Origin of the sequence: Enterococcus termitis, assembly GCF_001730305.1 — a bacterium.
GTDB classification, from domain to species: domain Bacteria; phylum Bacillota; class Bacilli; order Lactobacillales; family Enterococcaceae; genus Enterococcus_L; species Enterococcus_L termitis.
On the sequence record NZ_MIJY01000045.1, the window covers coordinates 131,704 to 154,856 of the forward strand.

General features: G+C 37.7%; 17 protein-coding genes. 12 read left to right on the top strand and 5 right to left on the bottom strand.

The window, feature by feature from the left end:
• The first annotated feature begins 28 nt into the window (after positions 1-28).
• Entirely contained in the window at positions 29-2,278 is a 2,250-nt protein-coding gene (locus BCR25_RS17280) for a vWA domain-containing protein (protein WP_069664858.1), read from the top strand.
• A gap of 26 nt (positions 2,279-2,304) precedes the next feature.
• On the opposite strand, the gene BCR25_RS17285 is transcribed toward BCR25_RS17280, so the two are convergent.
• Positions 2,305-3,177 (bottom strand): helix-turn-helix domain-containing protein, encoded by an 873-nt coding sequence (locus BCR25_RS17285; protein WP_069664859.1) that lies wholly within the window; start codon positions 3,175-3,177, stop codon positions 2,305-2,307.
• A gap of 239 nt (positions 3,178-3,416) precedes the next feature.
• On the opposite strand from BCR25_RS17285, the gene BCR25_RS17290 reads away from it, so the two are divergent.
• The 5 genes from BCR25_RS17290 (at position 3,417) to BCR25_RS17305 (ending at position 12,567) form a co-directional block, all read left to right on the top strand.
• Positions 3,417-6,149 carry an MSCRAMM family protein gene (locus BCR25_RS17290; RefSeq protein WP_069664860.1) on the top strand — a complete coding sequence of 911 codons (2,733 nt, stop codon included), beginning with the start codon at positions 3,417-3,419 and terminating at the stop codon, positions 6,147-6,149.
• A gap of 132 nt (positions 6,150-6,281) precedes the next feature.
• A complete protein-coding gene (locus BCR25_RS20500) occupies positions 6,282-6,473 on the top strand; it encodes a serine-rich class II lanthipeptide (protein ID WP_139243109.1) in 192 nt (63 codons plus the stop codon).
• Positions 6,474-6,594: 121 nt separating this feature from the next.
• Positions 6,595-9,708: a type 2 lanthipeptide synthetase LanM gene (gene lanM, locus BCR25_RS17295; protein ID WP_069664861.1), complete on the top strand. Its 3,114-nt coding sequence runs from the start codon at positions 6,595-6,597 to the stop codon at positions 9,706-9,708.
• 17 nt (positions 9,709-9,725) lie between these two features.
• Complete coding sequence (locus tag BCR25_RS17300) at positions 9,726-11,867, top strand: peptidase domain-containing ABC transporter (protein ID WP_069664862.1); 2,142 nt, start codon at positions 9,726-9,728, stop codon at positions 11,865-11,867.
• 70 nt (positions 11,868-11,937) lie between these two features.
• Positions 11,938-12,567: a recombinase family protein gene (locus tag BCR25_RS17305; RefSeq protein ID WP_069664863.1), complete on the top strand. Its 630-nt coding sequence runs from the start codon at positions 11,938-11,940 to the stop codon at positions 12,565-12,567.
• Between the two features lie 263 nt (positions 12,568-12,830).
• Here BCR25_RS17305 and BCR25_RS17310 read toward each other — a convergent pair whose 3' ends face one another.
• From BCR25_RS17310 to BCR25_RS17320, 3 genes are all read right to left on the bottom strand, one after another.
• Complete coding sequence (locus BCR25_RS17310; protein ID WP_069664864.1) at positions 12,831-13,880, bottom strand: chitinase; 1,050 nt, start codon at positions 13,878-13,880, stop codon at positions 12,831-12,833.
• Between the two features lie 32 nt (positions 13,881-13,912).
• On the bottom strand, positions 13,913-14,497 hold the full coding sequence (locus BCR25_RS17315) for a lytic polysaccharide monooxygenase (protein WP_069664865.1): 585 nt from the start codon (positions 14,495-14,497) through the stop codon (positions 13,913-13,915).
• Between the two features lie 189 nt (positions 14,498-14,686).
• Positions 14,687-15,532 (bottom strand): helix-turn-helix domain-containing protein, encoded by an 846-nt coding sequence (locus tag BCR25_RS17320; RefSeq protein ID WP_069664866.1) that lies wholly within the window; start codon positions 15,530-15,532, stop codon positions 14,687-14,689.
• Positions 15,533-15,953: 421 nt separating this feature from the next.
• Between BCR25_RS17320 and BCR25_RS17325 the strand changes: the two genes are divergently transcribed.
• Both BCR25_RS17325 and BCR25_RS17330 read left to right on the top strand, forming a co-directional pair.
• A complete protein-coding gene (locus tag BCR25_RS17325) occupies positions 15,954-17,282 on the top strand; it encodes a PTS sugar transporter subunit IIC (protein WP_069664867.1) in 1,329 nt (442 codons plus the stop codon).
• Positions 17,248-18,684, top strand: coding sequence for a glycoside hydrolase family 1 protein (locus BCR25_RS17330; RefSeq protein WP_069664868.1), 1,437 nt, complete (start codon positions 17,248-17,250; stop codon positions 18,682-18,684). The genes BCR25_RS17325 and BCR25_RS17330 overlap by 35 nt, the downstream gene beginning before the upstream one ends.
• A 153-nt stretch (positions 18,685-18,837) precedes the next feature.
• Here BCR25_RS17330 and BCR25_RS17335 read toward each other — a convergent pair whose 3' ends face one another.
• Positions 18,838-19,638, bottom strand: a complete 801-nt coding sequence (locus BCR25_RS17335) for a MurR/RpiR family transcriptional regulator (protein ID WP_069664869.1) — start codon at positions 19,636-19,638, stop codon at positions 18,838-18,840.
• A 153-nt stretch (positions 19,639-19,791) separates the two neighbouring features.
• Here BCR25_RS17335 and BCR25_RS17340 point away from each other — a divergent pair, with 153 nt between their 5' ends.
• From BCR25_RS17340 to BCR25_RS17355, 4 genes are all read left to right on the top strand, one after another.
• A complete protein-coding gene (locus BCR25_RS17340; RefSeq protein WP_069664870.1) occupies positions 19,792-20,532 on the top strand; it encodes an acyl-ACP thioesterase domain-containing protein in 741 nt (246 codons plus the stop codon).
• A 183-nt stretch (positions 20,533-20,715) separates the two neighbouring features.
• Entirely contained in the window at positions 20,716-21,549 is an 834-nt protein-coding gene (locus BCR25_RS17345) for a DUF72 domain-containing protein (RefSeq protein WP_069664964.1), read from the top strand.
• A gap of 35 nt (positions 21,550-21,584) precedes the next feature.
• Complete coding sequence (locus BCR25_RS17350) at positions 21,585-22,442, top strand: Cof-type HAD-IIB family hydrolase (RefSeq protein WP_069664871.1); 858 nt, start codon at positions 21,585-21,587, stop codon at positions 22,440-22,442.
• A gap of 146 nt (positions 22,443-22,588) precedes the next feature.
• Positions 22,589-23,119 carry a pyrophosphohydrolase domain-containing protein gene (locus BCR25_RS17355; protein WP_069664872.1) on the top strand — a complete coding sequence of 177 codons (531 nt, stop codon included), beginning with the start codon at positions 22,589-22,591 and terminating at the stop codon, positions 23,117-23,119.
• Positions 23,120-23,153 lie beyond the last annotated feature (34 nt).

The following is a 23,153-nucleotide window of genomic DNA, read 5'->3' on the forward strand; positions in this document are numbered from 1 at the left end:
GAAAAATTCAAGGAAAGAAGGTGCGCTCGTGAAAAAAAAGAGGAACATACAGTTACGATTGTTTCGTTGGCTGGCACTTATTGTTAGTTTAGTCGGAACACTCTATTTTACCCAATCTGCCCTTTTATACACAAATGCGCCTATAAAAGCTGCGTTGAAAACAGAACTCGGACCAGGTGGCGTAAAGACGATTAAAACAGCAAAACCGGTTGAAGGAATGGTAAATCAATGGGATATCACCGTCAGAGTCGAAGGGCGGAATCAATTTCCACCGCCAGCGACGGATATTGTACTGATTATTGATACATCAGGAAGTATGGAAGAAAATGATCGGATGATCAAAGCGAAAAGCGCAGCTGAAAAATTCGTGAATATGATTTTACATAAAGATTATGTCAATCGAATCGCTTTAGTAACCTATAATTCAGACGTTACCAACTATACCTTTCAAGAGGCTGGCTGGACAGGGCAATTTGTTGATTATGCGCATAAAAATTTATTGATCGATAAAATCAAGGAACTAGAACCCGTTTATAATGGCGGTACTTTTACACAGGCAGGGATCAAATCGGCCACAGAAGTGATGGAAAAAGCAACAGGTGTAAAAAGGAATATTGTACTGATTTCTGATGGTGTTCCTACCTATAGCTATCCGCCAACCGCACCGTACAATCAATTGAAGCAGATGACGCGTTTTGATTATCCAGATGGGGCTGCCGGATATAACTACTATGAAACAGTCAAAACAATTCCAGAGGCAAATTTTGATTATAGCAAGACCTATGGAAATGGAGCAAGATATCGAATCGGTGCATTTGCACCTGAGTATGAACAGATGCCGCCAGGCTCGAAAAATCGCTTGATGGCCAATCATGCCCATAGCTCGATTGCTCAAGCAACTATTACAAAAAATCAAAAGATGTCGAATGGTGAAAAGCTGGTTTCGGATTTTTATACGATTGGTGTAGATTTAGATTTAACCTCGCAAGATGATGAAATAATGACAGGAAACCAGACATTAAAAGAAATCGCTTCATCAGAGGATAAATGTCTTGCTGCAACTGCTGATAATTTAGAGGATATTTTGAGCGGAATTGCTGGAGAAATTGTCGGTGCGATAAAATCCGCCCACATTGTCGATCCCATGGGAACAGGATTTTCCATGGAAGGCGGTGTAACTGAAAGTCAAGGGACTTTAGATGTGAAAGATATCTTGGGGGTGCGCACGATCAATTGGAATATCGGAGCACTTAAGAATCCTGTTTCAAATGATCCAGATGAAGACGTGATGTATGCCGAAATGACCTATCGGGTCAGTGCCACAAATGATGTGCTGAAGCCAAAAGTAATCGATGCTAATGGATTTGCATTGACAAATGGAAAAACAACTATCGTGTATAAAGACTACAACGATGTTGTTCAACCACCGGAAACCTTTGATGTGCCTAAAGTAAAACCGATCATCGTCAGCCTTCAAAAGAAGTTGTTTGATGAAGTGGGAACAGAAGTAACGGATAAATCAGAGTCCTTTGATTTTAAATACGGGAATGATCAATATACAAGCAATGATAATTTCACACTGTATCCAACAGAGGTGAAAAAAATCGTTCACCCCTGGAAAGCAAATCAAGCGTACAGCGTAGAAGAGGTACTAAAAGAACCAGAAGACTATGAAACACAGATTGAAATCAATGGTCAAGTAACAGCTGGAACGAAAGAAAATTTCAAGTTTACCTTGACGAACGATCAGTATACACATCAGCAAATTATTGTGACGAACAAAAAGATCGCTAAAATAAAAAATGTCTTTTTAAATATCCGCCAAGCCGTAATTGATCCCAATGAAGGGTTAGTCATACCTTCAAAAGGCTATTTTACATCGACGATTGACGCTTCAGGACAAATCAGTAATATTGTTTCCCAAAGTTCAACCAAAGATACGGCTGCCGAGATAACACAATCCTTATTTTCAAACTATCAAATCCATCTAAAGCGGGAAGAAACGAAGGTAGCGATTAGTGATTTGATTCCTGAATATTATACTTTTTTAGGGTACATCGTCACTTCGACAAACGAAGATTTAGGGAAAAAACATATTTCTAGCAACAGTAGTGAATTAGTCGATCAAAATAAAGTAGAGCTGGACTACCAAGTGAATGAAGAATATTGGGTAACGATGTTCATAAAACCAAAACTTGGTACTAAAACAAACGGCGTTCCAGAAGAATCTCCAAGACCGTACAGTTGGTCATATAAAGTAAATCAGTTTGGTAAATAAAATGAACCAACGATAAAAGAGTGAATCTAAGTGATGTTGTTTGCACGTAAAATTTTCTGGTAATCTTCTACAATTTTGCAATAGCCCAGTGTCTCTAAAATATCTAGGTATTTTAGAATGTTAGTGCTCTTTTCTTTAGCTGTAATAGCAGATTGTGCGATAGCGAAATTCAACTGAGCAATAAGCTGTTCAAAAATCCGATAGTCAGATTTAGCATGGTCTATAGCTTGCTGGGAAAAACGCATGACGTGTGTATAATCTTTATTGTTTAAACACAAAGAGGATAGGTTTAAGTAGATTCTTAATTTCGCATCTTGGAGTTCTTCCTTCTGATTTAAAGGATCTATCTTTTGTGTCACTAATGTTCCTAAAGCGATTGCTTCAGAGGGAGTAAAACAATAAAGTGAGTTATTTAGTAATTTTAGTTCATATAAATACCATTTCTCGACGCCTAGTAAATACTGCTTGATCGGCAACATCAATTGATCTAATGGAGCAGATTCGTTCAATACATGTTCTTCGAAAGTAATGTGAAGCATCGCCCGGGTGATCAAGGACAAATGATAATATTTTTCATTTTTGGTCGTCTCATAGCGATGATTGGTGAGTTGTAGCAGTAGTTCAAGCTGTTTACGGTCTTTTTTAAAGACCGCATGACTCAATTCGTAATATAGCTGATTTTCAGCGGGAAAATACTCAGGATCAAGTAAGTTTAGAAACTCTTCCGCAGATAAGAAAAGTTTCTCCAGAATCAATAAAAATTTATCAAATGAAGGCATGCTAACATTTGATTCGATTAAGTAATACGTTTGCCTAGTCATGATCCCTGAGTAGACATTTTTTTGACTTAGCCCTTTTTCAATTCTGATTTTTTTTAGTAATGTTCCATAATTATTCAAAAAAAATCTCCTTCCTCGGTATAAATTACTTTACCAGTTGAAAAAATTTACTTCCTGTGTGTTATTATAACAAAAAAATAAATAATAAATAAATCAAAATTTGAGTTCATATTTTGTGAAGTGAGGAGTTGACAAGAAGATGGTGTTATTGTTGGTATGGTTCATTACATTCTAGTCATTTAGAGTATTTTTTTATTGTAATTTTTATTAAATAATAGTTAGGAGCGTTTATTAAGGATATGAAGCAGAAATTTAGTTATTTACTCATACCGTTCATCATGTTTTTGATTGCAATGGGTTTGTTCAATGGACAAGCAGCAGAAGCAGCCAGCACCAATTCAACATGGGCAACCTCAACAAGTGCTAATGGTGGAGGGATTCAGAGCCTAGACGAAATACAAAACAATATTTTAACAACAAACCAGCCGACTGCCAGATTTTTAGGCATTTCAGGTCGTGCGGGGATACAAGTAATCAAATATGATTCAAAAACAAATGCAAGACTGGCAGGAGCCCAATTCACGATTTATGACTCGTATGGACGTGCAGTCCAAGTCATTCAATCCAATACCTATGGCGTTGCTCAAACAACGACATTGCCTTTAGGTAATTACTCAATTAAAGAAACAAAAGCACCAAGCGGCTATCAGTTAGAATCAAGCCCGATGTATTTCTCTTTGATGCGAAATGGTCAACTGGTTTGTTTAACGAAATGCAATGTAGCACTTCCAAATGAAAAAGGTGGATTGCAGGTAGTCAAGACAAATGAAAACAATCAAGCATTAGCAGGAGCGGTTTTCGATGTTTATAACTCAAATAATCAGCTTGTAGGAAGAATCGTAACAGGAATGAACGGTGTAGCTTCACTAAGTAATCTGCCTTATGGGACGTATAAATTAGTAGAAGTTCAAGCACCAAATGGATATGAGCTAGATAGTACGCCAAGATATGTAACGATTTCATCAATTAATAAAACAGTTACGATTTATGTTACAAACAAAAAATCGGCAGGCAGCTTACAAGTAATCAAGAAAGACCAAGATGGAAAATTACTGGCTAACGCCTATTTCCAAGTCTACAATTCAAGCAACCAATTAGTTGGAACGATCGTAACGAATGCCAATGGAATTGCGACAATGAACAATTTACCTTATGGCACATATAAGATTTTGGAAATTCAAGCACCAAACGGATATGAATTGGACTTCACACCGCATTATGTGACCATCTCCAAAGATAATCCAAATGGTGTAGCTAGTATTACTATAATTAATAAGAAAAAAGTAACGACAGGTGATCTTGAGGTTATTAAAAAAGACGAAGCAGGCAAGCTATTAGCAGGTGCAGAGTTTAATGTATATAACGCAAGCAATCAATTAGTTGGAACGGTTACCACAGATGCGAATGGAATCGCAACATTGAAAGACCTACCATATGGCACATACAAATTAATCGAAACAAAAGCACCGTCAGGACATGAATTAGATCAAACGCCGCACTATGTGACCGTATCGAAAAATGATCCGAATGGAAAAGTTAGTATTACAGTAATAAACAAAAAAGAACAAACAACGGGTGATCTTGAGATCATCAAAAAAGATGAAGCAGGCACACTTTTAGCAGGTGCAGAGTTTGATGTCTACAATAGTACAAATCAATTGGTCGGTAAGGTTACGACAGATGCCAATGGAGTAGCAACATTGACTAACCTACCATATGGCGTATACAAATTGATTGAAACAAAAGCACCGGCAGGACATGAATTAGATCAAACACCACATTATGTGACCGTATCGAAAAATGATCCGAATGGAAAAGTTAGTATTACAGTAATAAACAAAAAAGAACAAACAACGGGTGATCTTGAGGTCATCAAAAAAGATGAAGCAGGCACACGTTTAGCAGGTGCGGAATTTGAAGTTTATGACAGTACAGATCAATTAGTCGGTAAAGTTACGACGGATGCGAATGGAGTAGCAACATTGACTGATTTGCCATACGGCACCTACAAATTGATTGAAACAAAAGCACCAGAAGGCTATGAACTGGATACAACACCAAAATATGTCACACTATCTAAAACCGATCCGAATGGTAAAGCAACAATAGAAGTTTTAAATAAAAAAGAAGTGGTACCTGAAACAGGCTCATTAAAAATAGTGAAGTATGTCAAAGGTTCGGACCCAATCGAATATTTAGCTGATGCAGTTTTTGAAGTTTATGACAGCGATGCTCAGTTATTAGGCACATATACAACCGATCAAAACGGAGAAATCCTGTTAAATGATTTGGCGCCTGGTAAATATTACGCAGTTGAGGTCAAAGCACCTCCTGGATTTGAAGAGGATACAACCTTCTACGAAATCAATGTTGAAGCGGGCAAAGTAACTGAAATCAGACATGCCAATGTGAAAAAAGAAAATCTTGGCGGATTGAAAATCACAAAATACGCTAAAGATAAAGATGGCTACGAAACAGACAATGTTTTAGCAAATGCTGAATTTACTGTGACTGACGCTAATGGAAATACCCATACTGGCACAACAGATGCTAATGGAGAACTCTTCTTCCCAGCTTTACCAGCAGGAGAAGTCGTGATTACTGAAACAAATGCGCCAGACGGATATGAAATAGATACCGCAGAGCAAAAACAGACGATCGAAGTTGGAAAGATTGCAGAAAGTATCTTTTACAATAAACCAAAACAAACGCCTGGTCGTGCATTGATCTATGTTTCAAGTACCGATGCTAAGCAAGTGATCAATGGCTTAGAATATACGATCACCTGTACAAAAGGTGCAGCGTTAGAAACGACTGTTATGACAAATAGCTTTGGTCAAATCAGTGTTTACTTACCACCAGGTGAATATGAAATCGCACCGTTAATCAAAGGTAAGACAACAGCTACAACTAAATCGGCGAACTTTAAAATCGAAGCCAGCAAATTTACGATTGTAAAATTATCAATCTGATTGAACGATCGTAAACCAGCAAATTTGTTTTAAGTTGGACGATTTGCTATAAGCAAACGTCCAGTTTAAATAGATCAATAATAAATGTGCACACTTTATTATTAGTAAAACTTAAAAGGGAGGAAACACACTATGAACAAAACAGCAGAAAAAAAAGTTGGAAAATCTTTTGAGGAATTAACAACAGAAGAAATGAACAAAGTACAAGGGAGCTTCGGCGGATGGAGCTGGTCTTCATCATCTTCGTCATCATCATCATCTAGAAGCTGTTACTCTTCAAGATGTAGCTATAGCTGCTACTCTTCAAGATGTTGCGGTTGGTAATATGAAATAATTCGATTGCTAGATAGATTGCTTCTTACGAAGTAATCTATCTAGCACTTATTTTATAGGAAAACTATTCAGGAGAATTTACATAAATAAATGATTTAAAGGAGGCTGAAATATGAGTCTTAATAATTTAGCTAAAGCAACATCTATTCGTCAACGATATGATCTTTTAAAAGAATATTATACAAAAAAAGAAAACCAAACGAACGAGTCACCAATAGAAAACTATAAAAAGTGGCGCAGTCGGCCGACGACTGTGACCGATGAACGATTTGAAGAGATTCTTCAAGCTGCGCAATTAACCAAAGAAGAGTTTGGTTTAGCGATCAAAGAACTCGATGAAGCAGAAAAAGACTACATTTTCTCTGCGATCCAAACAGATGATTGGTTTAAAGTGACACAAGCAATCTTTGCGCAGGAGGATCATTTAGTCGCGGATATTTTTGATGAAAGTAAAGCTAATTTCACTTATGCCTTACGTCTGCACATCGATTATTTTGAAAATCGGTTGAAAGAATTGCGAAATGAGTTCCCAGCACTAAAAGTACAGGACAGTGCCATGATGGATTACGTCGGTGAAGTGATCAATCGCTTTATGGATATCGGGCTTAGAACCTTTGTTTATGATTTGCATGTGACAAAAGAAAAACTGGAGTTAGAAGCAGATCTTGATGAAAAAGCAGCGTTTCAGAATTATTTGATGATCCGTTTTGATTCGCGGGAGAAAGTAGCAGATTTTTTTGCTCAATATCCTGTATTAACACGATTATATGCTGAAATGATTGGGTTTCAACTTGTCAATTTTGAAGAGCTTTTGCAGGCACTTGATGAAAGCCAGCAGGAATTAAATGAGGTGTTCAAAGTAGCGTTGCCATTATCTTTAACTGGCTTGAAAATGGGTGCAGGTGATTCTCATGACCGCGGTAAATCAGTCGCGATATTGACTTTTAATGAGCAAACTGAGCTTGTCTACAAACCTAAAAATTTAATGATCAGTGAGCGCTTTGATCAATTTGTACGAGAAATTCAAAAGCTGGATGCCTCATTTGATTTCTACTTAACAACAAAAATCGTCAAAGAAAACTATTCATTTGAAGAACGCCTGCTTTATTTGGAATGTCCGACAGAAGAAGATGTCCGTCATTATTATCGTCAGTTCGGTCAAACGATCGCTTTAGTTTATTTACTTAATGGAAATGACTTTCATTTGGAAAATGTGTTGGCTTTTGAAAAATATCCTGTGTTGATCGATTTAGAGACGATCATTCAAAATCATTTTCCAATGCCTGATAATCAAAATGCCATCGTCAAAGTGATGCAGGAAAATGGTGAGTCTGTTGTGATGAGTGGCTTAGTACCAATCTATCTGTTTGAAGAACGAGCAGAAGAAGATGTTGAAGGTGCTTCTAAAGGAATCCAGCTGAGTGCCTTAAGCGGCGGAGAACAAAAGCTGCCTTATAAAGTGCTGAAACTTGTGAATTTTGATTCTGTCAATATGCAGTTTTTATATCAGGAACATATTACGGATGCAGCGGAAAATATTCCAATGTACAACGGAGAAAAAGTTGATTTTGTCCCTTATATCGATACGATTATTGAAGGTCTGCAGGAATTTTCAACCTTTGCATTGAATAATAAAGAGACGCTGGCAGCATTGGTTGAAACCATTTTTTCTAACTGTCTTGTGCGTAATGTTATCAAGACAACTCAAAGCTATGGGGACCTACTTGATTATTCAACTCATCCAAGTTGTATGGTCGATTATATCGAGCGGGAAAAATTATTCGAAAATCTTTGGATGCATGGTTATTCAAATGCCAAACCGGTACCTTACGAGGTGAGAGACATGCTTCAACACGATGTGCCGATTTTCTTTAATCCTACGAATAGTAAAGATCTTGTGGCTAGTCAAGGAGAAGTCATTAAGGACATGTACCTAGATAAAGCAATTGATTTGGAAGTTGCGAAAATCAAAGAGTATTCCAAACAGGAAGAAACAGAACAATTAGATTATTTAAAAACTTCTTTTGGTTTATATCATTCAACAGATTTACAAGAAAAAAGAGTTCCTTTAAATGAACGTGCAGGTCAGTCTTTATTGAAAAATGGCGCCAGCGGAATCGGAGAAGCGATTCTGGAAGCAGCATTTTTAGGAGAAGATTCAATTGCCTGGAAAGATATTGAAGAGTCTTCACCAGACAATTATGTGGTAAATGTCATGAATGAGAACTTTTATGATGGAATTACGGGTATGTATTTTTATTTTAGTGAATTGTATCACACGTTAAAAGAACCGAAATTCAAGGAAGCTTATGACTTATCTGAGAAATTAGTATTGAAGTTGGAAGAAGATTATGTGGATAGTATCTCCGCTTTTTATGGCTCATTTGCTGCTGTCTATCCATTGCTTTATACGTATAAACAAACACAAAATACGGACTTATTAAAAACAGCGGAATCACTGGCAGAGAAATATATAGCTAATTATGATCCTGCGACTATTGAAAGTTATGATTGGAATGGCGGTACGGCTTCGATCATCAAGATCTTTGTTCTTTTATATCATGAAACGAATCAGACACGTTATTATGAATTTGCGAAGCAGCTATTATTCGATTTAGATCTTACTCAAATTACGCAAGGCGGCTTTGCTCACGGGTATTCAGGTGTTATTCATGCAGCCAATAGCCTGTTGAAAATAACTTATGATGCGGAAATTGAATTGCTCATTAAGCAATGTTTGATGAAAGAACGGACGACCTACGATCCAATTCAAAAGGGTTGGCTGGACCTAAGACCTACTCCGCCTATGGTCAATGATCTTTGGTGCTACGGCTCTACTGGTATTGGTTTGGCTTATTTAGATCTTTTAGATAGCGGATTTAATGATCCTAAGCTACAAGAGGAAGTTCAAATTGCTGCTGAGCGTCTGCTAGCCCAAGAAAAAAGAGATGATTGCCTTTGCCACGGAAATCTAAGTGATTTAGCTTTTCTGTCTGCGTATGGCAAAACGGAGTTTGCAACGTGTGAACAAAAAGAGCAAATCGAAGAGAAGCATCGTAAGATCGAGGAAAAAATCATGCATCAAACTTATACATTTGAAGGCTTACCAACGATCCCTAAATATGGTCTATTCACTGGTTTATCGGGCATTGGACATCAAATTTTACGTTTCCATGATCCTAAAAATACAGCGGATGTATTAACGTTATCATTACCGAGTAAATAAGAGAGGGGGGAGCTGTATTGGTAAAAAAAATTCCGTTTATTGAACAAAGTGAGCATAGCGAGTGTGGCTTGGCTTGTACTACGATGGTCTTGAATTATTATGATGACCAAGTCACATTAAGTCATTTACGCGATGTCTATGGCGTACCTAAAGGCGGCAATACCTTAACAAATCTGTACCAAATTTTATTGGATCGAGGCATTGAAACGAAAGCGATTCGCGTATTAGAAATGGATATTTTAGAAGAGCAGACAACGCCTACGATTTGCTTTTGGGAAGAACGACACTATGTTGTTTTGGAAAAGCTAACGGAAAAAGAGGCAACTATACTTGATCCGTCCACTGGGCGAAAAAAAATCAAGCGTGAAGAATTTTTGGCAAGCTTTTCAAATATAGCCTTGATTTTAGAAGATGTGGATGTCACCATTTCGCAAAGAAAAAAAGCTGAGAATGCTACATGGAGTGTTTTAAAAGGGATTTTAAAGAGTAAAAAAGCGCGTGTCGGATTTTTTATTGCCTTAACGCTGTTGATCCAAGTCGTAACGATCATCATTCCTAGAATCACACAAATGATTATTGATGGTGCAGCTGTAGCAGCTGGAAACGGACTTCAAATCGGACTAACGATTGTTGTACTCTTTGTCGCCTATTACTTTTTACAGGTGGCTAGGGGCTTAGTGCTGATCGTGTTAGAAAATCTTTTTGATTTAACCTTAATGAAGCAGTTCATGCAAAAAATCATTCGTTTACCGTTGCGTTTTTTTATTAATCGTTCAACTGGAGATTTGATCTTTAGAGCAAACTTAAGTGTGATTATTCAACAGATCATGAGCCAGCGGATGCTAACGATATTTGTGGATTTCTTATTTGTGTTTATTTATTTGATTCTGATGATCAATATGTCTGTTCAGTTAACATTGATCGCTATCTTCGGTGCATTGCTGATGGGTTTGATTTCTGTTGTTAATTCAAGACGTGTTCAAAGCATCACCAACAAAGAATTGATTGCACAATCAAAGGTTCAACGTATTTTAGTTGAACTATTCGAAGGAATGGAAACAATTAAGTCATCTGGGTCTGAGAATGAGTTTTATACAAAATGGCGTAATGAGTTTAAAAATCAAATTAGCTTGCGGGCTGAAAAAAGCCGCTTTTCTACTTGGGTCAGAACCATTCAAACTTCGATTCAATTTATCCTGCCGATTACATTGATTTATATTGGCTTGATGCAAGTAGTCAACGGTCAAGTAACCTTAGGTGAGCTAATCAGTTTCAATGCATTAGCAGGCGCCTTCATCACGCCGATCGTCACAGTGTTTGATTCATACACCGAAGTACTTTTACTACGTTCTTATTTTGGCAAGTTAAATGAAATTTTAGATGCAAAAGATAATTCCCGCTTGACTACGGCTGACGAAAAAATCGAGCAGATTGATGAAATTACGGCAAAAGATATTTCTTTTAAATACAGCCATTTTGAAGAAGAGATTTTAAGTGGTATCTCTTTTAACATTGCTGCAGGAGAGAAAGTAGCCATTGTCGGGAAAAGCGGTTCAGGGAAAAGTACTTTATTGAAGCTACTTGCTGGACTATATGATGTTAGTACTGGTGAGATTCGTTTCAACGATGTTGATATAAGTAAAATCGATGATGTTTCTTTAAAAAACTGTGTTAGTATCGTTAATCAAAAACCAACGATTTTTAACTCCTCTCTTTATGAGAATATTGTTTTAAATCAGAATGATATTGCTCCTGACCGAGTAGAACAGGCGATTTTCGATTCTAAGGTAGATGAAATTATTATGAATTTGCCATTAGGCTTAGAAACACAAATTTCTGAAGGTGGGATGAATCTGTCTGGTGGTCAAATGCAGCGGATTTCGATTGCTCGTGCGTTAGTGAAAGAAACCAGCTTGTTGCTGATGGATGAACCGACTAGTTCATTAGACAATATTTCAGAGAACTTTATCATGAACAGGCTGAAAACCTATGAGTTTACTTGTGTCATTGTGGCACATCGTTTAAATACGATTCGGCATTTCGATCGTATCCTAGTCATGGATCAAGGTAGGATCGTAGAAGAAGGGACCCATGAAGCCTTGTTAGCGCAGAAAGGATATTACTATTCTATTTATGTTGAACCACAAGGCACCAGCTAATCTAGTGAAAAGCTAAAGGTCTCAAAAAAAGGTAGTAGAGCACTCATTGAAAGTAAGGGAGGAAAGAAATATGGCAGTTATTGGTTATATGCGTGTTAGTACTCATTTTCAAAAATTCGATTCACAGCAACAGGCATTGGAAGATTACGGAGTCGATATGATTTTTAAAGAGCATGAGAGTGGTCGGAAAAGTTTTCGCAGTGAGCTGAATAAAGCGCTGAATGTTCTTGAACCAGGAGATACATTTGTTATTTTCAAATTGGATCGTTTGGCGAGAGGCACAAAACAGTTGCTGGTTTTACTGGAAAAATTTAATGAACAAAATATCAATTTTGTTAGTATTGAAAATAATATTGACACTTCCACACCAATGGGGCGTTTCTTTTTTACGATCATGAGTGCCTTTGCAGAAATGGAAGCAGAACTGATTCGAGAACGTGTACTGGCGGGGTTAGATGCTGCGAGAAAAAAGGGCGTCGTTTTAGGCCGTCCACCTCTTGTAGAGCAAGTCAGTGAAGCACTAGATTTGTATCACAATACAAAAATGTCTGCAGAACAAATCTCAAAACATTGTGGGATAGCTACTTCAACATTGTATCATCATTTAAGAAAAGAAGGTGTCTATCGAACGAAGACAACACTCGACTTCATTGAAATGAGTGAACGTTTGGTAAGCAGTGGAGAAAAGAAGTTTAAATGAATTGTTGAAATAAGGGGTTAAGGCAAACGGGTCTTTTTAAAAGAGTATTTCTGTTTTTGAACAGAGACTATGATAGCCTGCTCCTTAAAAAATAGGGACAAAAAAAGTAGCTCCTTCGGAAAAAGCCGAAGGAGCTAAATGCTTTTATCCCAACCTTATCAATGGGATCGGAATAAAAGGCAGTAGTTGTTTTTTTACACCACTGTTTTGAAGACTTGCAACATAGAACTACTGTCACTTTAATCTTAAGCTGTCGATCACTATTATTGTAGGATTCGAGCATATCTTGTGGCGAATTCATTGTTGTAGGAGACGCCATTGACATTTGTACCCACATCCCAATTAGCTGACCAAGTCATCAAGCCTTTGATTGGATTACCGTCTTTTGCTAATTGGTCTAACGCTTTATAAACAGCGTTTGGATCAATGACATAGCCGCTTCCTGCACCGTCAACGTTTGCTGGTAAGCCTAACACTAATTTGTCATTTGGAATCTTCAAGAATGTTCGAGTTCCGTGGATCATTGAATCGGACATATAATAAAGGAATTCATATTTCAGCGCATCATTACTTTGCGGGATCCAGGTCATAATTTCATCTACCCACACACCATCGCCGCCTTGATTGTATAATTGTGGAGCAATGTAGTCATAGTAACCATCTAAAGAGGTGATATATTTCTCATAGGCACCGCCTGGTTTTAGATATGGAAATTCTGGCGCCATAGTAATGATAAAGTTCTTTCCTTGTGCTTTGTAATAGTTTTTGACCGTTTTTAGTGCGGCTGGAATGACGGTTTGATTCGCACCAGCAGTGATAGCTGATTGCTCTAGATCAATGTCTAAACCATCGAAGCCATAAGTTTCCACCTGACGAATGATTTCATTAGCAAAGGCTTGCTCGTCGCCAGCTTGTAGTTGAATATGGGCATCAGCCCCTCCTAAAGCAAGTAAAACTGCTCGTCCTTGACTATTTAAGGTGGCTACTTCTTGACGAAAAGCCGCATCAGTTTTGTTATAAGGCGCAAAAGTTGGAATTCGATTGACGCCGTCACTTTTCATGAATGAAACTGGTACGACATTATAGGCTTTGTTTACCTCGGATAAGGAGATATTGGCTGAAGTTCCTTGTTTGTAGCCGTCTTTCCCTTTAGAGGCCCAGTTATGCCAATATCCAACAAGAACTTTTTTATTCGTCACGCTGACCATCTCGCTTGCCGCATCAGCTGCCTCGACAGGTGATCCTGTGAAAAGACTTCCAGCGAAGACGCTTGAAATCAATAAGAATGCAGGGATAAGTTGTTTGAGTTTCATCTATTTTCTCCTTTGCCTATCAGTGTGTTAGACTATTTTACATTTACATCAATTGCTTGATAGAAAGCATTGGTTGTGTCATAAACATTCCAGACAGCGTAAATCACATGATAGCCTTTACGGTCACTTGGAACAGTTACTGTGTGTTTTACACTCGCTTCTGGGATTGCTGCATTGTCATCGACTGTTGCGATCAAATCAAAATTCTTGATGTCTAAAGGTTGATTAGGATTCCAGCCTTGTTTTGTCATATAGTAATTCCAAGTAGAAGTTCTATGACGTGCAGTCAACGTCCAGTTGATTGCAAGAGGGCCAGTTGTAATATCTGATTTAAACCAGCGGTCAGCAGTTTGTTCATCCAGTGGATCGAAACCACTAACGCCTGCGCTAGCTAATTTTCCTGTAATAAATGTATTTTTTGTCGCTTCAATACTTTGAGGTTCCCATTCGGCACGACCAACATTTTTATTGACTTTTCCGCCTGCAGCACTACCAAAGTAGGCCCGGCTTCCAGGTGAAGAAACATATCCATGAGCGTGAGTGACAGTAGACGAAAAGAACAATCCACCCGCTAACAAACTAAGAGACAATACTGCTTTTAATACTGTTTTTTTCATTCCAATTCCTCCTAAAAATGTTTTTTGTAGCGCTTACAAGAAAGATCATAACATTCTTATCTATATTATACAAATGATATATATAATATTTTTTAAATATTATTAATGAAGTAAATAAACACCAAAAAAAGGTCGATAGATAAAGGAAATCTCCCTTTATTCTATCGACCTTTTTCCCATATTATACTGTTAACGAGCTAATTTTTCTTCATCATTAGCGATCACGCTTAAAAGACTTTGGTTGTCATTAAATGCAGCGAAAGCTTTAGCACTGCTGTAATCTGGTATCTTCTGATCAGCCGACCGCATAAAATCATTAAAGGCTGTTTCATAAGCTAAAAGATCTAGCATGTAAAGAGATTGGTAACGCTTGTTTAGTTCCATTCCTTTTGTAGCCAGCTCAAAAGCTGTATCATAATCTTTGATTAGCGAATAGAATTTCGCTGTATTGAAATATATTTTTGTTGCTTTGATCGGCATGTCAACGGTCATTTTTTTCAACAGCTCAATCGATTTTTCGTAATAAACGTTTGCTTTGTCTAACTCATCAGCCATTTCGTAGACAATACCTAGACTATTAACAGAGAGAATCGCATAAATAGAATTTGCATCCCCAAGCTCATCGGCACGGTAAAAATAAAACAGACTGTCTGTAGTATTGTTGTATCCTAAGAGGTTTGTGATCCCCATGTAGTAGAGCCAACGAATTTCAAGTTCCTTATTTTGAAAATCAGCAACATCGACCGTTAATTCTTTCAAAAGTGTATAGGCTTCTTTATGTTTAAATGTGTTACACAAGTCTTCGACCGTGTTAAGTAAATTGGTTACTTTCTTTTCATCGTTGTCATCTAGTACGCTTTCTAAACTAAGGTTCAATCGCTTGCAGATCGCATCGAGGATTTCGAGGCTATCACAGACATTCTTCTTTTCTATATTACTGATTGTACCTTGCGTACAGATCCCAGCAGCCAAAGTGACTTGTGACAATTTTTTTTGCTTTCTTACGGAACGGATAATGTCTCCTTTGATTCTCATAAAATTCCCCTCTATGTTATGCATTATAGTTCTAGTTTTATATTATATTATGGTATTATTCTTTTGGAATCAACTAATTTTTTGGAGGGATAGAGATGGAAACACTGTTCGAGTTACTGACATTAGTGTCCCCGTACGGTAATACAGGGCACGTATAGTGTGAAAAAATTAGTTAATAGGGGTTTTTATGTGACAAATAGATAAGGGTGGAAGCTTTTCGAAACGAGGATATTTATTCCTTGTTTTGAAAAGTTTTTTTATTTAAAAATGAAAAAATTCTAATATATTTTATTTATTCTATTTTCAATAAATGTAAAAGATACAATATGTGTAAATCATACAAATATTGTGAGCGTGGATACCGTTTAATCATGGTAAACTATTTCGTGTAATCGGTTACAAAAAAAGAAGGAGAAAAATGATGAATAAAATTGAAAAAATAATCAATCTTCACTTAATGCCTTTAGCAATGAAAATTCAAAATAATCGGTACATGAGCGCTATTTCTGATGGCTTTTCAATGATTCTACCTATTACGATGCTAGGAGCGATTTTTACGTTACTATCGAGTATGCAGATTGAACTTTATCAAAAATTTCTTGAAATCACACGTTTAGCGACTATTTTAAGTTATGCATCAAAAGTTACAACGGATATGATTGCTATCTATGTTGTTTGTGCGATCGCCTATAATTTGACGATCCGCTTAGAATTTAAAAAAGATGCCTTTTTTGCAGCGCTGATATCCTTGGTTTCATTTTTACTTTTATTGCCAAATGGTGTAGAGCATCAATTGGAATCAGGTGAAGTTATCGCAGTGCCAAATGTGTTAGCAACAGAGTACCTTGGCGCTAAAGGAATGTTTATGGGCATTATTTTAGGAATCATCATTCCCATCATTTATTGCGGAATCATCAAACGAGGAATCATCATTAAAATGCCGGAAAGTGTTCCGCCAACGATTGCTAAATCCTTTGCCTCTATCGCTCCTGCGTTTATTTTAACAGGACTATTTTCTCTTGTGCGGTTTGGTTTTGAAATGACTGCGTATGGCGATGCGAATAATTTCATTTATTCTATTTTAGGAGGACCTTTGCAAAAGCTGGGCAACAATCCTCTCTCATTTATCGTATTGATTATCGTCGCACAATTGCTTTGGTTCTTTGGTATTCATGGTTATATGATCATCCGACCAGTCTTGCAAACAGTTTTTATTCCGTTGAGTTTAATGAATCTAACTGCCTTTGAGGCTGGTAAGCCCTTGCCTAATGCAATTACTTATCAACATTATGGGACGTATGCAAGTTTAGGTGGTTCAGGTGCTTTACTAGGATTAGCGTTGCTGATGGCTTTCACTGCTAAGAGTGATCAATATAAAAAATTAGGTAAAATGGCTTTGCCAGCAACGATTTTTGGTATCAATGAACCAGTGATATTTGGTGTCCCTATGGTTCTAAATACAGTGTTTTTTATTCCTTTCTTAGTGGGGCCGATCCTTATGTTTGTTATTCCTTATCTGCTTCAAGTTTTTCATGTGATTGATACTTTAAGAGGGATTCAGCTGCCGCTCGGAACGCCAGCTTTGGTTTACGGTTGGCTGGAAGGCGGCTTGCCTATTTTGCTTGTTCAATTTTTGCTGATCATTGTTCAAATACTGCTTTGGTTGCCATTTTTTAAAGCCGCTGATAAACAAGCAACTTTTGAGGAAAAATTGAATGAAGAAAAGGAGAATTCAATTGCAGAAATTTAAAGCAGATTTTTTATGGGGCGGAGCCCTTGCAGCCAACCAGGCAGAAGGTGCGTATCTAGCAGACGGAAAAGGACAATCGATCATCGACATTTTACCTGTTGGACAGAAACGAAAACGTAGTTTGAAAGATCCGCAATATGCTTTCGAACAAACCTTTGATTATTATCCTAGCCATCAGGCAATCGACTTTTATCATCGATATAAAGAGGATATTCAGTTATTGGCAGAGCTGGGATTAAAATGTTTACGCCTTTCTATTAGTTGGGCGAGAATTTTCCCGAAAGGTGATGAACAAGAACCGAATGAAGCAGGGTTAAAGTTTTATGATGCTCTTTTTGATGAACTATTGTTATACGATATTGAACCAATTGTCACCATTAATCATTTTGATACGCCTTTGCATTTAGCCGAAGCCTATGGCGGCTGGCAAGATAAAAAGCTGATTGAATGTTATCAAAGATATTGTGAAGTCATTTTTCTAAGATATCATACGAAGGTAACCCACTGGATCACTTTCAATGAAATCAATATGATTTTACGGAATCCGTTTCTGGCGGGTGGACTACCAAAAACAGACACAGATAGATCCACTATTTTTCAAGCTGCCCACCATCAATTAGTGGCTTCTGCTTTAGCAACGAAAGCGGCTAGAAAGATCGATCCAACGATGAAAATCGGCTGTATGCTGGCGGCTGGAAGTGTTTATCCGTATACTTGTAATCCTAAAGACATTCAGGCTGCTTTGGAAAAAAGTCGAGAACAATATTTTTTCATTGATGTCCAGGTAAAGGGAACGTATCCTTATTTTGCTGAGCGTTATTTTGAAGAGCAAGATATTCATTTGACGATCACTGATGAAGAGGCGGCGATCTTAGCTGAAAATACCGTTGATTTTGTGGCTTTTAGCTATTATACTAGTCGTTTGGAGACGGTGGATCATGAGTTGAAAAAAAATCTAATTGAAGGAAATGCGATGGCAAGCGTCCGAAATCCTTACTTAAAAGATGCTGGTTGGGGCAGACAAATCGATCCATTAGGCTTCAGAATCACGATCAATGAAATATATCAACGCTATCAATTACCGCTTTTTATCGTTGAAAATGGATTAGGTGCTGAGGATGAATTTACAGCTGGACAGATCCATGATGAGTATCGAATCGCTTACTTCCGTCAACACATCGAGCAAATGGCAGAGGCAGTAAAAGATGGAGTGGATTTGATTGGATATACGACCTGGGGCTGTATCGATTTGATCAGTGCTGGAACAGGCGAGATGGCCAAACGTTATGGATTTGTTTACGTAGACCTCGATAATGATGGGCGAGGAAGTATGGAACGCTATAAAAAAGATAGTTTTGCGTGGTATCAAAAAGTCATTGAAACGAATGGAAAAGAGATCTGACTGGAGTGAAACGTGAAGTATGATGTTCCCCGGTCGCACAATCCAGCGCTCCTTTCCAAAAGGATCAGGAGTTCACAATAGTTCATAGAAAAAGCACTTATTAGGGAATGGGTCTGAGGTATCACTTTTGTTATATCCTAGACCCAGCCCTTTTTAAGCATAGAGCTGGTAATACCTTGAATATAGAATATCGATTAAAAGCTGTGCCTGATAAGGCGCTGCTTTTTTGATTGGACTATTTCCAAGAAGTAACACTTCATCAAAAATGTTGGCTATTTTTAGTTCCTCGTTTTGAGTAATCAGTAAGGTATAGCTTGCGTTTGAGGATAGGTCGAATAAAAGATCACTAAACTTTAAAAAGTAATTTCCTTCAGTAGAAAGTATGATAACCAAGCTATTTTGCGGGATTTGTCGAAAGGCTTTACGCTGGTTCATTCGACCATTAAAATATGTAACATATTTTCCACAAGAAAAAAGAAGATATTGAAGTTGCTCTAAAAGCAAACCTGAGCTATGTGTACCAAAAAAATAAACATTTTCAGTATCATGGATTCGTTGACATAACTGATCGATTTGCGCTAAATCGAGCCTTTTTTGGACGGATTGAAAAGCAAGCGTAATATGATGGATATATTTTTCTAAGGCTTGATCGACGGTGGCTTCGCTGATCGCTAACTCAAAATTATTTTTATTGATAAATTTTTTTGTCTCAGACTGATACTCAATAAACGCCTGTTTCATATCTGAAAACTTCGAATAACCAAGCTTTTTTGAGAACCGACTCACACTGGCAGTCGAGGTGAAACATTCTTCAGCTAAGGATTCAATAGTGATTTCAGCAGCATTATGTCCTACTTTTTTTAAGAGTATTTGTGCAATGGTGGTGTTGATGCTCTCATCAGTCGTAGAAATAACAAGGTCCTGAAGTTTACCTACAATGCTCGTTTTTTCCATAGTTCCCTCCTAAAAGATATGATAAATCAAGTATAACAGAAAAGAATCTAAGGAAGAGGCTGGATCAAAGAAAAATCAGTTTAATAGTAATTTTTTATTATCAGCTGCTATGATATACTTTAAATAGAAAATGAGAAAAAGGAGCGTAATTAGATGGCAAAAAAATTTACAACGCCATATGAAGTAGCCTATTATGACGGAGATATCACAAGAAAAATGACGATTCCTGCCATGCTGGCAGTAGTGATCAAAACATCAGAAGAACAAAGTGACGCATTGGCTAGAGGAGCGGATTTTGTAGCGTCATTTGGATTAGGCTGGGTCATTACGAATTATGAAATCCACATCACGCGGTTGCCTAAAGTCGGTGAAAAATTAGCGGTGACGACCCAAGCGATGGCTTATAATAAATATTTTTGCTATAGAAACTTTTGGATTCACGATGAACAAGGCAATGAATGTGTCTTGATCAAGTCGACGTTTGTCTTGATGGACAAAGAAAACCGTAAGATGAGTAGTGTTTTACCTGAGATTATTGAACCTTATGAAAGCGAGAAAATCACAAAAATCTATCGCGGAGAAAAAATCGAAAAAGTCGAAGCGGGTGAGTTTCTGCCCTATCGTGTCCGTTATTTTGATATCGACGGCAATCAGCATGTGAATAATGCCATCTACTTTAACTGGTTGCTTGATGTTTTAGGATATGATTTTTTGAGTACCTATGAACCGACCTTTATCAATGTCAAATTCGATAAGGAAGTCGAGTATGGTCAAGAGGTGGAAAGTCATTATGAAATACTTGATGACGCAGATGGTAAACGGACACGTCACGAAATCCAAATTGCAGGTCAAGTCTATTGTGAAGCAAATATGACGTGGAAAAAAAGTAAATAAGTGTTTTTTCTACCCTTTTGAATGAATGTTTATTAAGTGAGTGGGACATAACTCTTCGAGACATCTCCAACTCACGTGGAATCCTTATAAATGGTGGAAACAGAAGTACCCCCTTCGAAAATAGGCACTTCTGTTCCATCCTCTGTTTATAATAATTTAAAAGTAGAAAGGATAGATGTTTTTTTGATTCGATTAGGTTTGACTTCCTTTAATGAGCATGTTAAATTAACCGGGAAAAAGCGCTCTACACTTTATGAATACGCTGGCTGCTTACCTTTAGTTGAGATGGATACAGCTTATTACGGCATTCCAAAACAGGAATCAGTCAGAGAATGGACAAAATCAGTTCCAGAGAGATTTCGTTTCATTATGAAAGTGTATAGTGGCATCAGTTGCCAGGGCGAATGGACACAATATTATCAAGATGAACAAGAAATGGTAACGGCATTTTTAACCAGTATGCAGCCAATGATCGAAAGCGGGAAATTATATGCTTTTTTGATCCAATTTTCAGGTACATTCAGTTGCACAAAGGAAAATGTTCAATATCTAGAAAAAATCCGTCAGTGGTTTACTGGCTATCCAATCGCAATCGAATTGCGGAATGGGTCATGGTATGTGGAGAAGTATATTAAACAAACCTTATCCTTTATGAAAAGCCATGAGTTTTCGCTGGTAATCGTTGATGAGCCGCAGATCCCAACTAATCCAGTGCCGTTTTATCCATTTGTTACGAATGAGCAGTTTTCCTTATTTCGATTTCATGGGCGTAATGCAGCAGGCTGGATGGCCAACGATAAGGACTGGCGAAAAAAAAGAACACTGTATCGATATAACGCAGAGGAGCTTGCAGATTTAAGTGCAGCCGTAAAGAAAATTGCCAGTGAGACAAAAGAAGTCGGCGTGATTTTTAATAATAATTCCGGCGGAGATGCCGCAGGTAATTTACTGGAAATGAAAGCAATGCTGGGCTTAGAGTATGAGCAGCTGAATCCAAAGCAAATAGATTTATTTTAGCAGTAAAAATGAGTGGAATGAGGAAAGGGAATCCTATGATAAAAGCTATTTTCTTCGATATCGACGGCACGCTTGTAAACAAGCAGGGAAAGGCATTAGAATCGACCAAACGAGCAATCGCTTTAGCGCAAGAACAGGGAATCATTTGCGGGATCGCAACTGGAAGAGGACCGATCCACTTAAGCCAGAAGATCGATGAGTTAAATTTGGATGTGTTTGTTACATACAATGGCCAATTGGTGTTTAGTGAGGAAAAAACGATCCGCTCGGCACATTTTCCAGAAGAGACCTTAAAGAGAATTGTTGCTTTTTCTGACCGATACCACCGCCAGATCATGTTTGGTAGTAGACGAAGCATGGAAGGCAGTTCTTTGATGCGTTTTGGTCAAAATAAATGGGCGAAGAGGCTTTCATATTTTATTCCCAAACGTCTACCGATGACTGTGACTAAAAATCTGATTAGTCGTCTTTCGATCCATCGAAAAGAGCAGCGCTATTTTGAACTTGATATATTAAAAGAGCCGATTTATCAATGTGTACTTTTAAGTCCGCCGTCTGAGCTGGACACGCTAAAGGAGCAATTACCAGATTGTCATTTGACTCGTTCTAATCCTTATACAATAGATATTATTCCAGCTGGCGGCTCAAAAATGATCGGCATTCAAAAATGCGTGGAGTTCTTTGGCATTAGCACGGAAGAGATAATGGCTTTTGGCGATAGCTGGAATGACTTGGAAATGCTGACAGGAGTAGGAATCGGTGTTGCTATGGGCAATGCAGAGGAGGACGTGAAGAAGGTTGCAGATTTTGTCACACAATCAAATGAAGCAGATGGGATTTATCAGGCTTTACGTCATTATGGGATTATTTCCGAGGATACACTAGAAAAGTAATGGATCAACTATGCGGACTAGTTTTTCTAGAAGCGTGATAGCACCATAAGCTTTCGAAAAAAAGGAGATCAAACTATTTCAGTCAAGTTTGTCCGATTCGCTCAAGTTAAAATGATTTATTCCGCTTATTTTATAGGAGGTAAAGTATGAAAATTGATGATCCATTTGAAAAAACAGAAGCGTTTCATCAACAATTTGATAATAGAAGACCTAAAGTACCGACGGCGTTTTCAGCTGATAGAGCGTTGGCACGTGCAGGCTTCAAGGTAGAGGAGCTTGTAGAATTTTTGTATGGGGCAGCGGACAATGATCCAAAGCTATTCAAACAATTACTCAATCAATTAAAAGAGTCTGTCGATCAGGCAGAAGCGAAGGTACTAAGTAAAGAAAAAATAGTTAGTGATCCTTTGGTAGAACAGGTGGATGCATTGATTGACTTGCTGTATTTTACCTACGGTTCTTTTTCATTACTTGGAGTAAACCCAACAGAAATTTTTTCGATCGTTCATGAAGCAAACATGGGAAAATTATTTCCAGACGGTAAACCACGTTATCATCCAGTTACCCATAAAGTACTGAAACCAGAGAATTGGGAAACGGATTTTGCTCCAGAACCAAAAATCAAAGCAGAATTAGAGAGACAACGACACGCAAGAGAAAATGAAAGATCGTCCTAATATAAAAGCTGGATTAGAAGCTCTTTTTTGAAGA

What these genes read in the sequence shown, in the direction of transcription:
- BCR25_RS17290 (WP_069664860.1), top strand. Translation starts at nt 3,417, where the DNA reads ATGAAGCAGAAATTTAGTTATTTACTCATACCGTTCATCATGTTTTTG.
- BCR25_RS20500 (WP_139243109.1), top strand. Translation starts at nt 6,282, where the DNA reads ATGAACAAAACAGCAGAAAAAAAAGTTGGAAAATCTTTTGAGGAATTA.
- lanM (WP_069664861.1), top strand. Translation starts at nt 6,595, where the DNA reads ATGAGTCTTAATAATTTAGCTAAAGCAACATCTATTCGTCAACGATAT.
- BCR25_RS17305 (WP_069664863.1), top strand. Translation starts at nt 11,938, where the DNA reads ATGGCAGTTATTGGTTATATGCGTGTTAGTACTCATTTTCAAAAATTC.
- BCR25_RS17310 (WP_069664864.1), bottom strand. Translation starts at nt 13,880, where the DNA reads ATGAAACTCAAACAACTTATCCCTGCATTCTTATTGATTTCAAGCGTC.
- BCR25_RS17315 (WP_069664865.1), bottom strand. Translation starts at nt 14,497, where the DNA reads ATGAAAAAAACAGTATTAAAAGCAGTATTGTCTCTTAGTTTGTTAGCG.
- BCR25_RS17320 (WP_069664866.1), bottom strand. Translation starts at nt 15,532, where the DNA reads ATGAGAATCAAAGGAGACATTATCCGTTCCGTAAGAAAGCAAAAAAAA.
- BCR25_RS17325 (WP_069664867.1), top strand. Translation starts at nt 15,954, where the DNA reads ATGAATAAAATTGAAAAAATAATCAATCTTCACTTAATGCCTTTAGCA.
- BCR25_RS17330 (WP_069664868.1), top strand. Translation starts at nt 17,248, where the DNA reads ATGAAGAAAAGGAGAATTCAATTGCAGAAATTTAAAGCAGATTTTTTA.
- BCR25_RS17335 (WP_069664869.1), bottom strand. Translation starts at nt 19,638, where the DNA reads ATGGAAAAAACGAGCATTGTAGGTAAACTTCAGGACCTTGTTATTTCT.
- BCR25_RS17340 (WP_069664870.1), top strand. Translation starts at nt 19,792, where the DNA reads ATGGCAAAAAAATTTACAACGCCATATGAAGTAGCCTATTATGACGGA.
- BCR25_RS17350 (WP_069664871.1), top strand. Translation starts at nt 21,585, where the DNA reads ATGATAAAAGCTATTTTCTTCGATATCGACGGCACGCTTGTAAACAAG.
- BCR25_RS17355 (WP_069664872.1), top strand. Translation starts at nt 22,589, where the DNA reads ATGAAAATTGATGATCCATTTGAAAAAACAGAAGCGTTTCATCAACAA.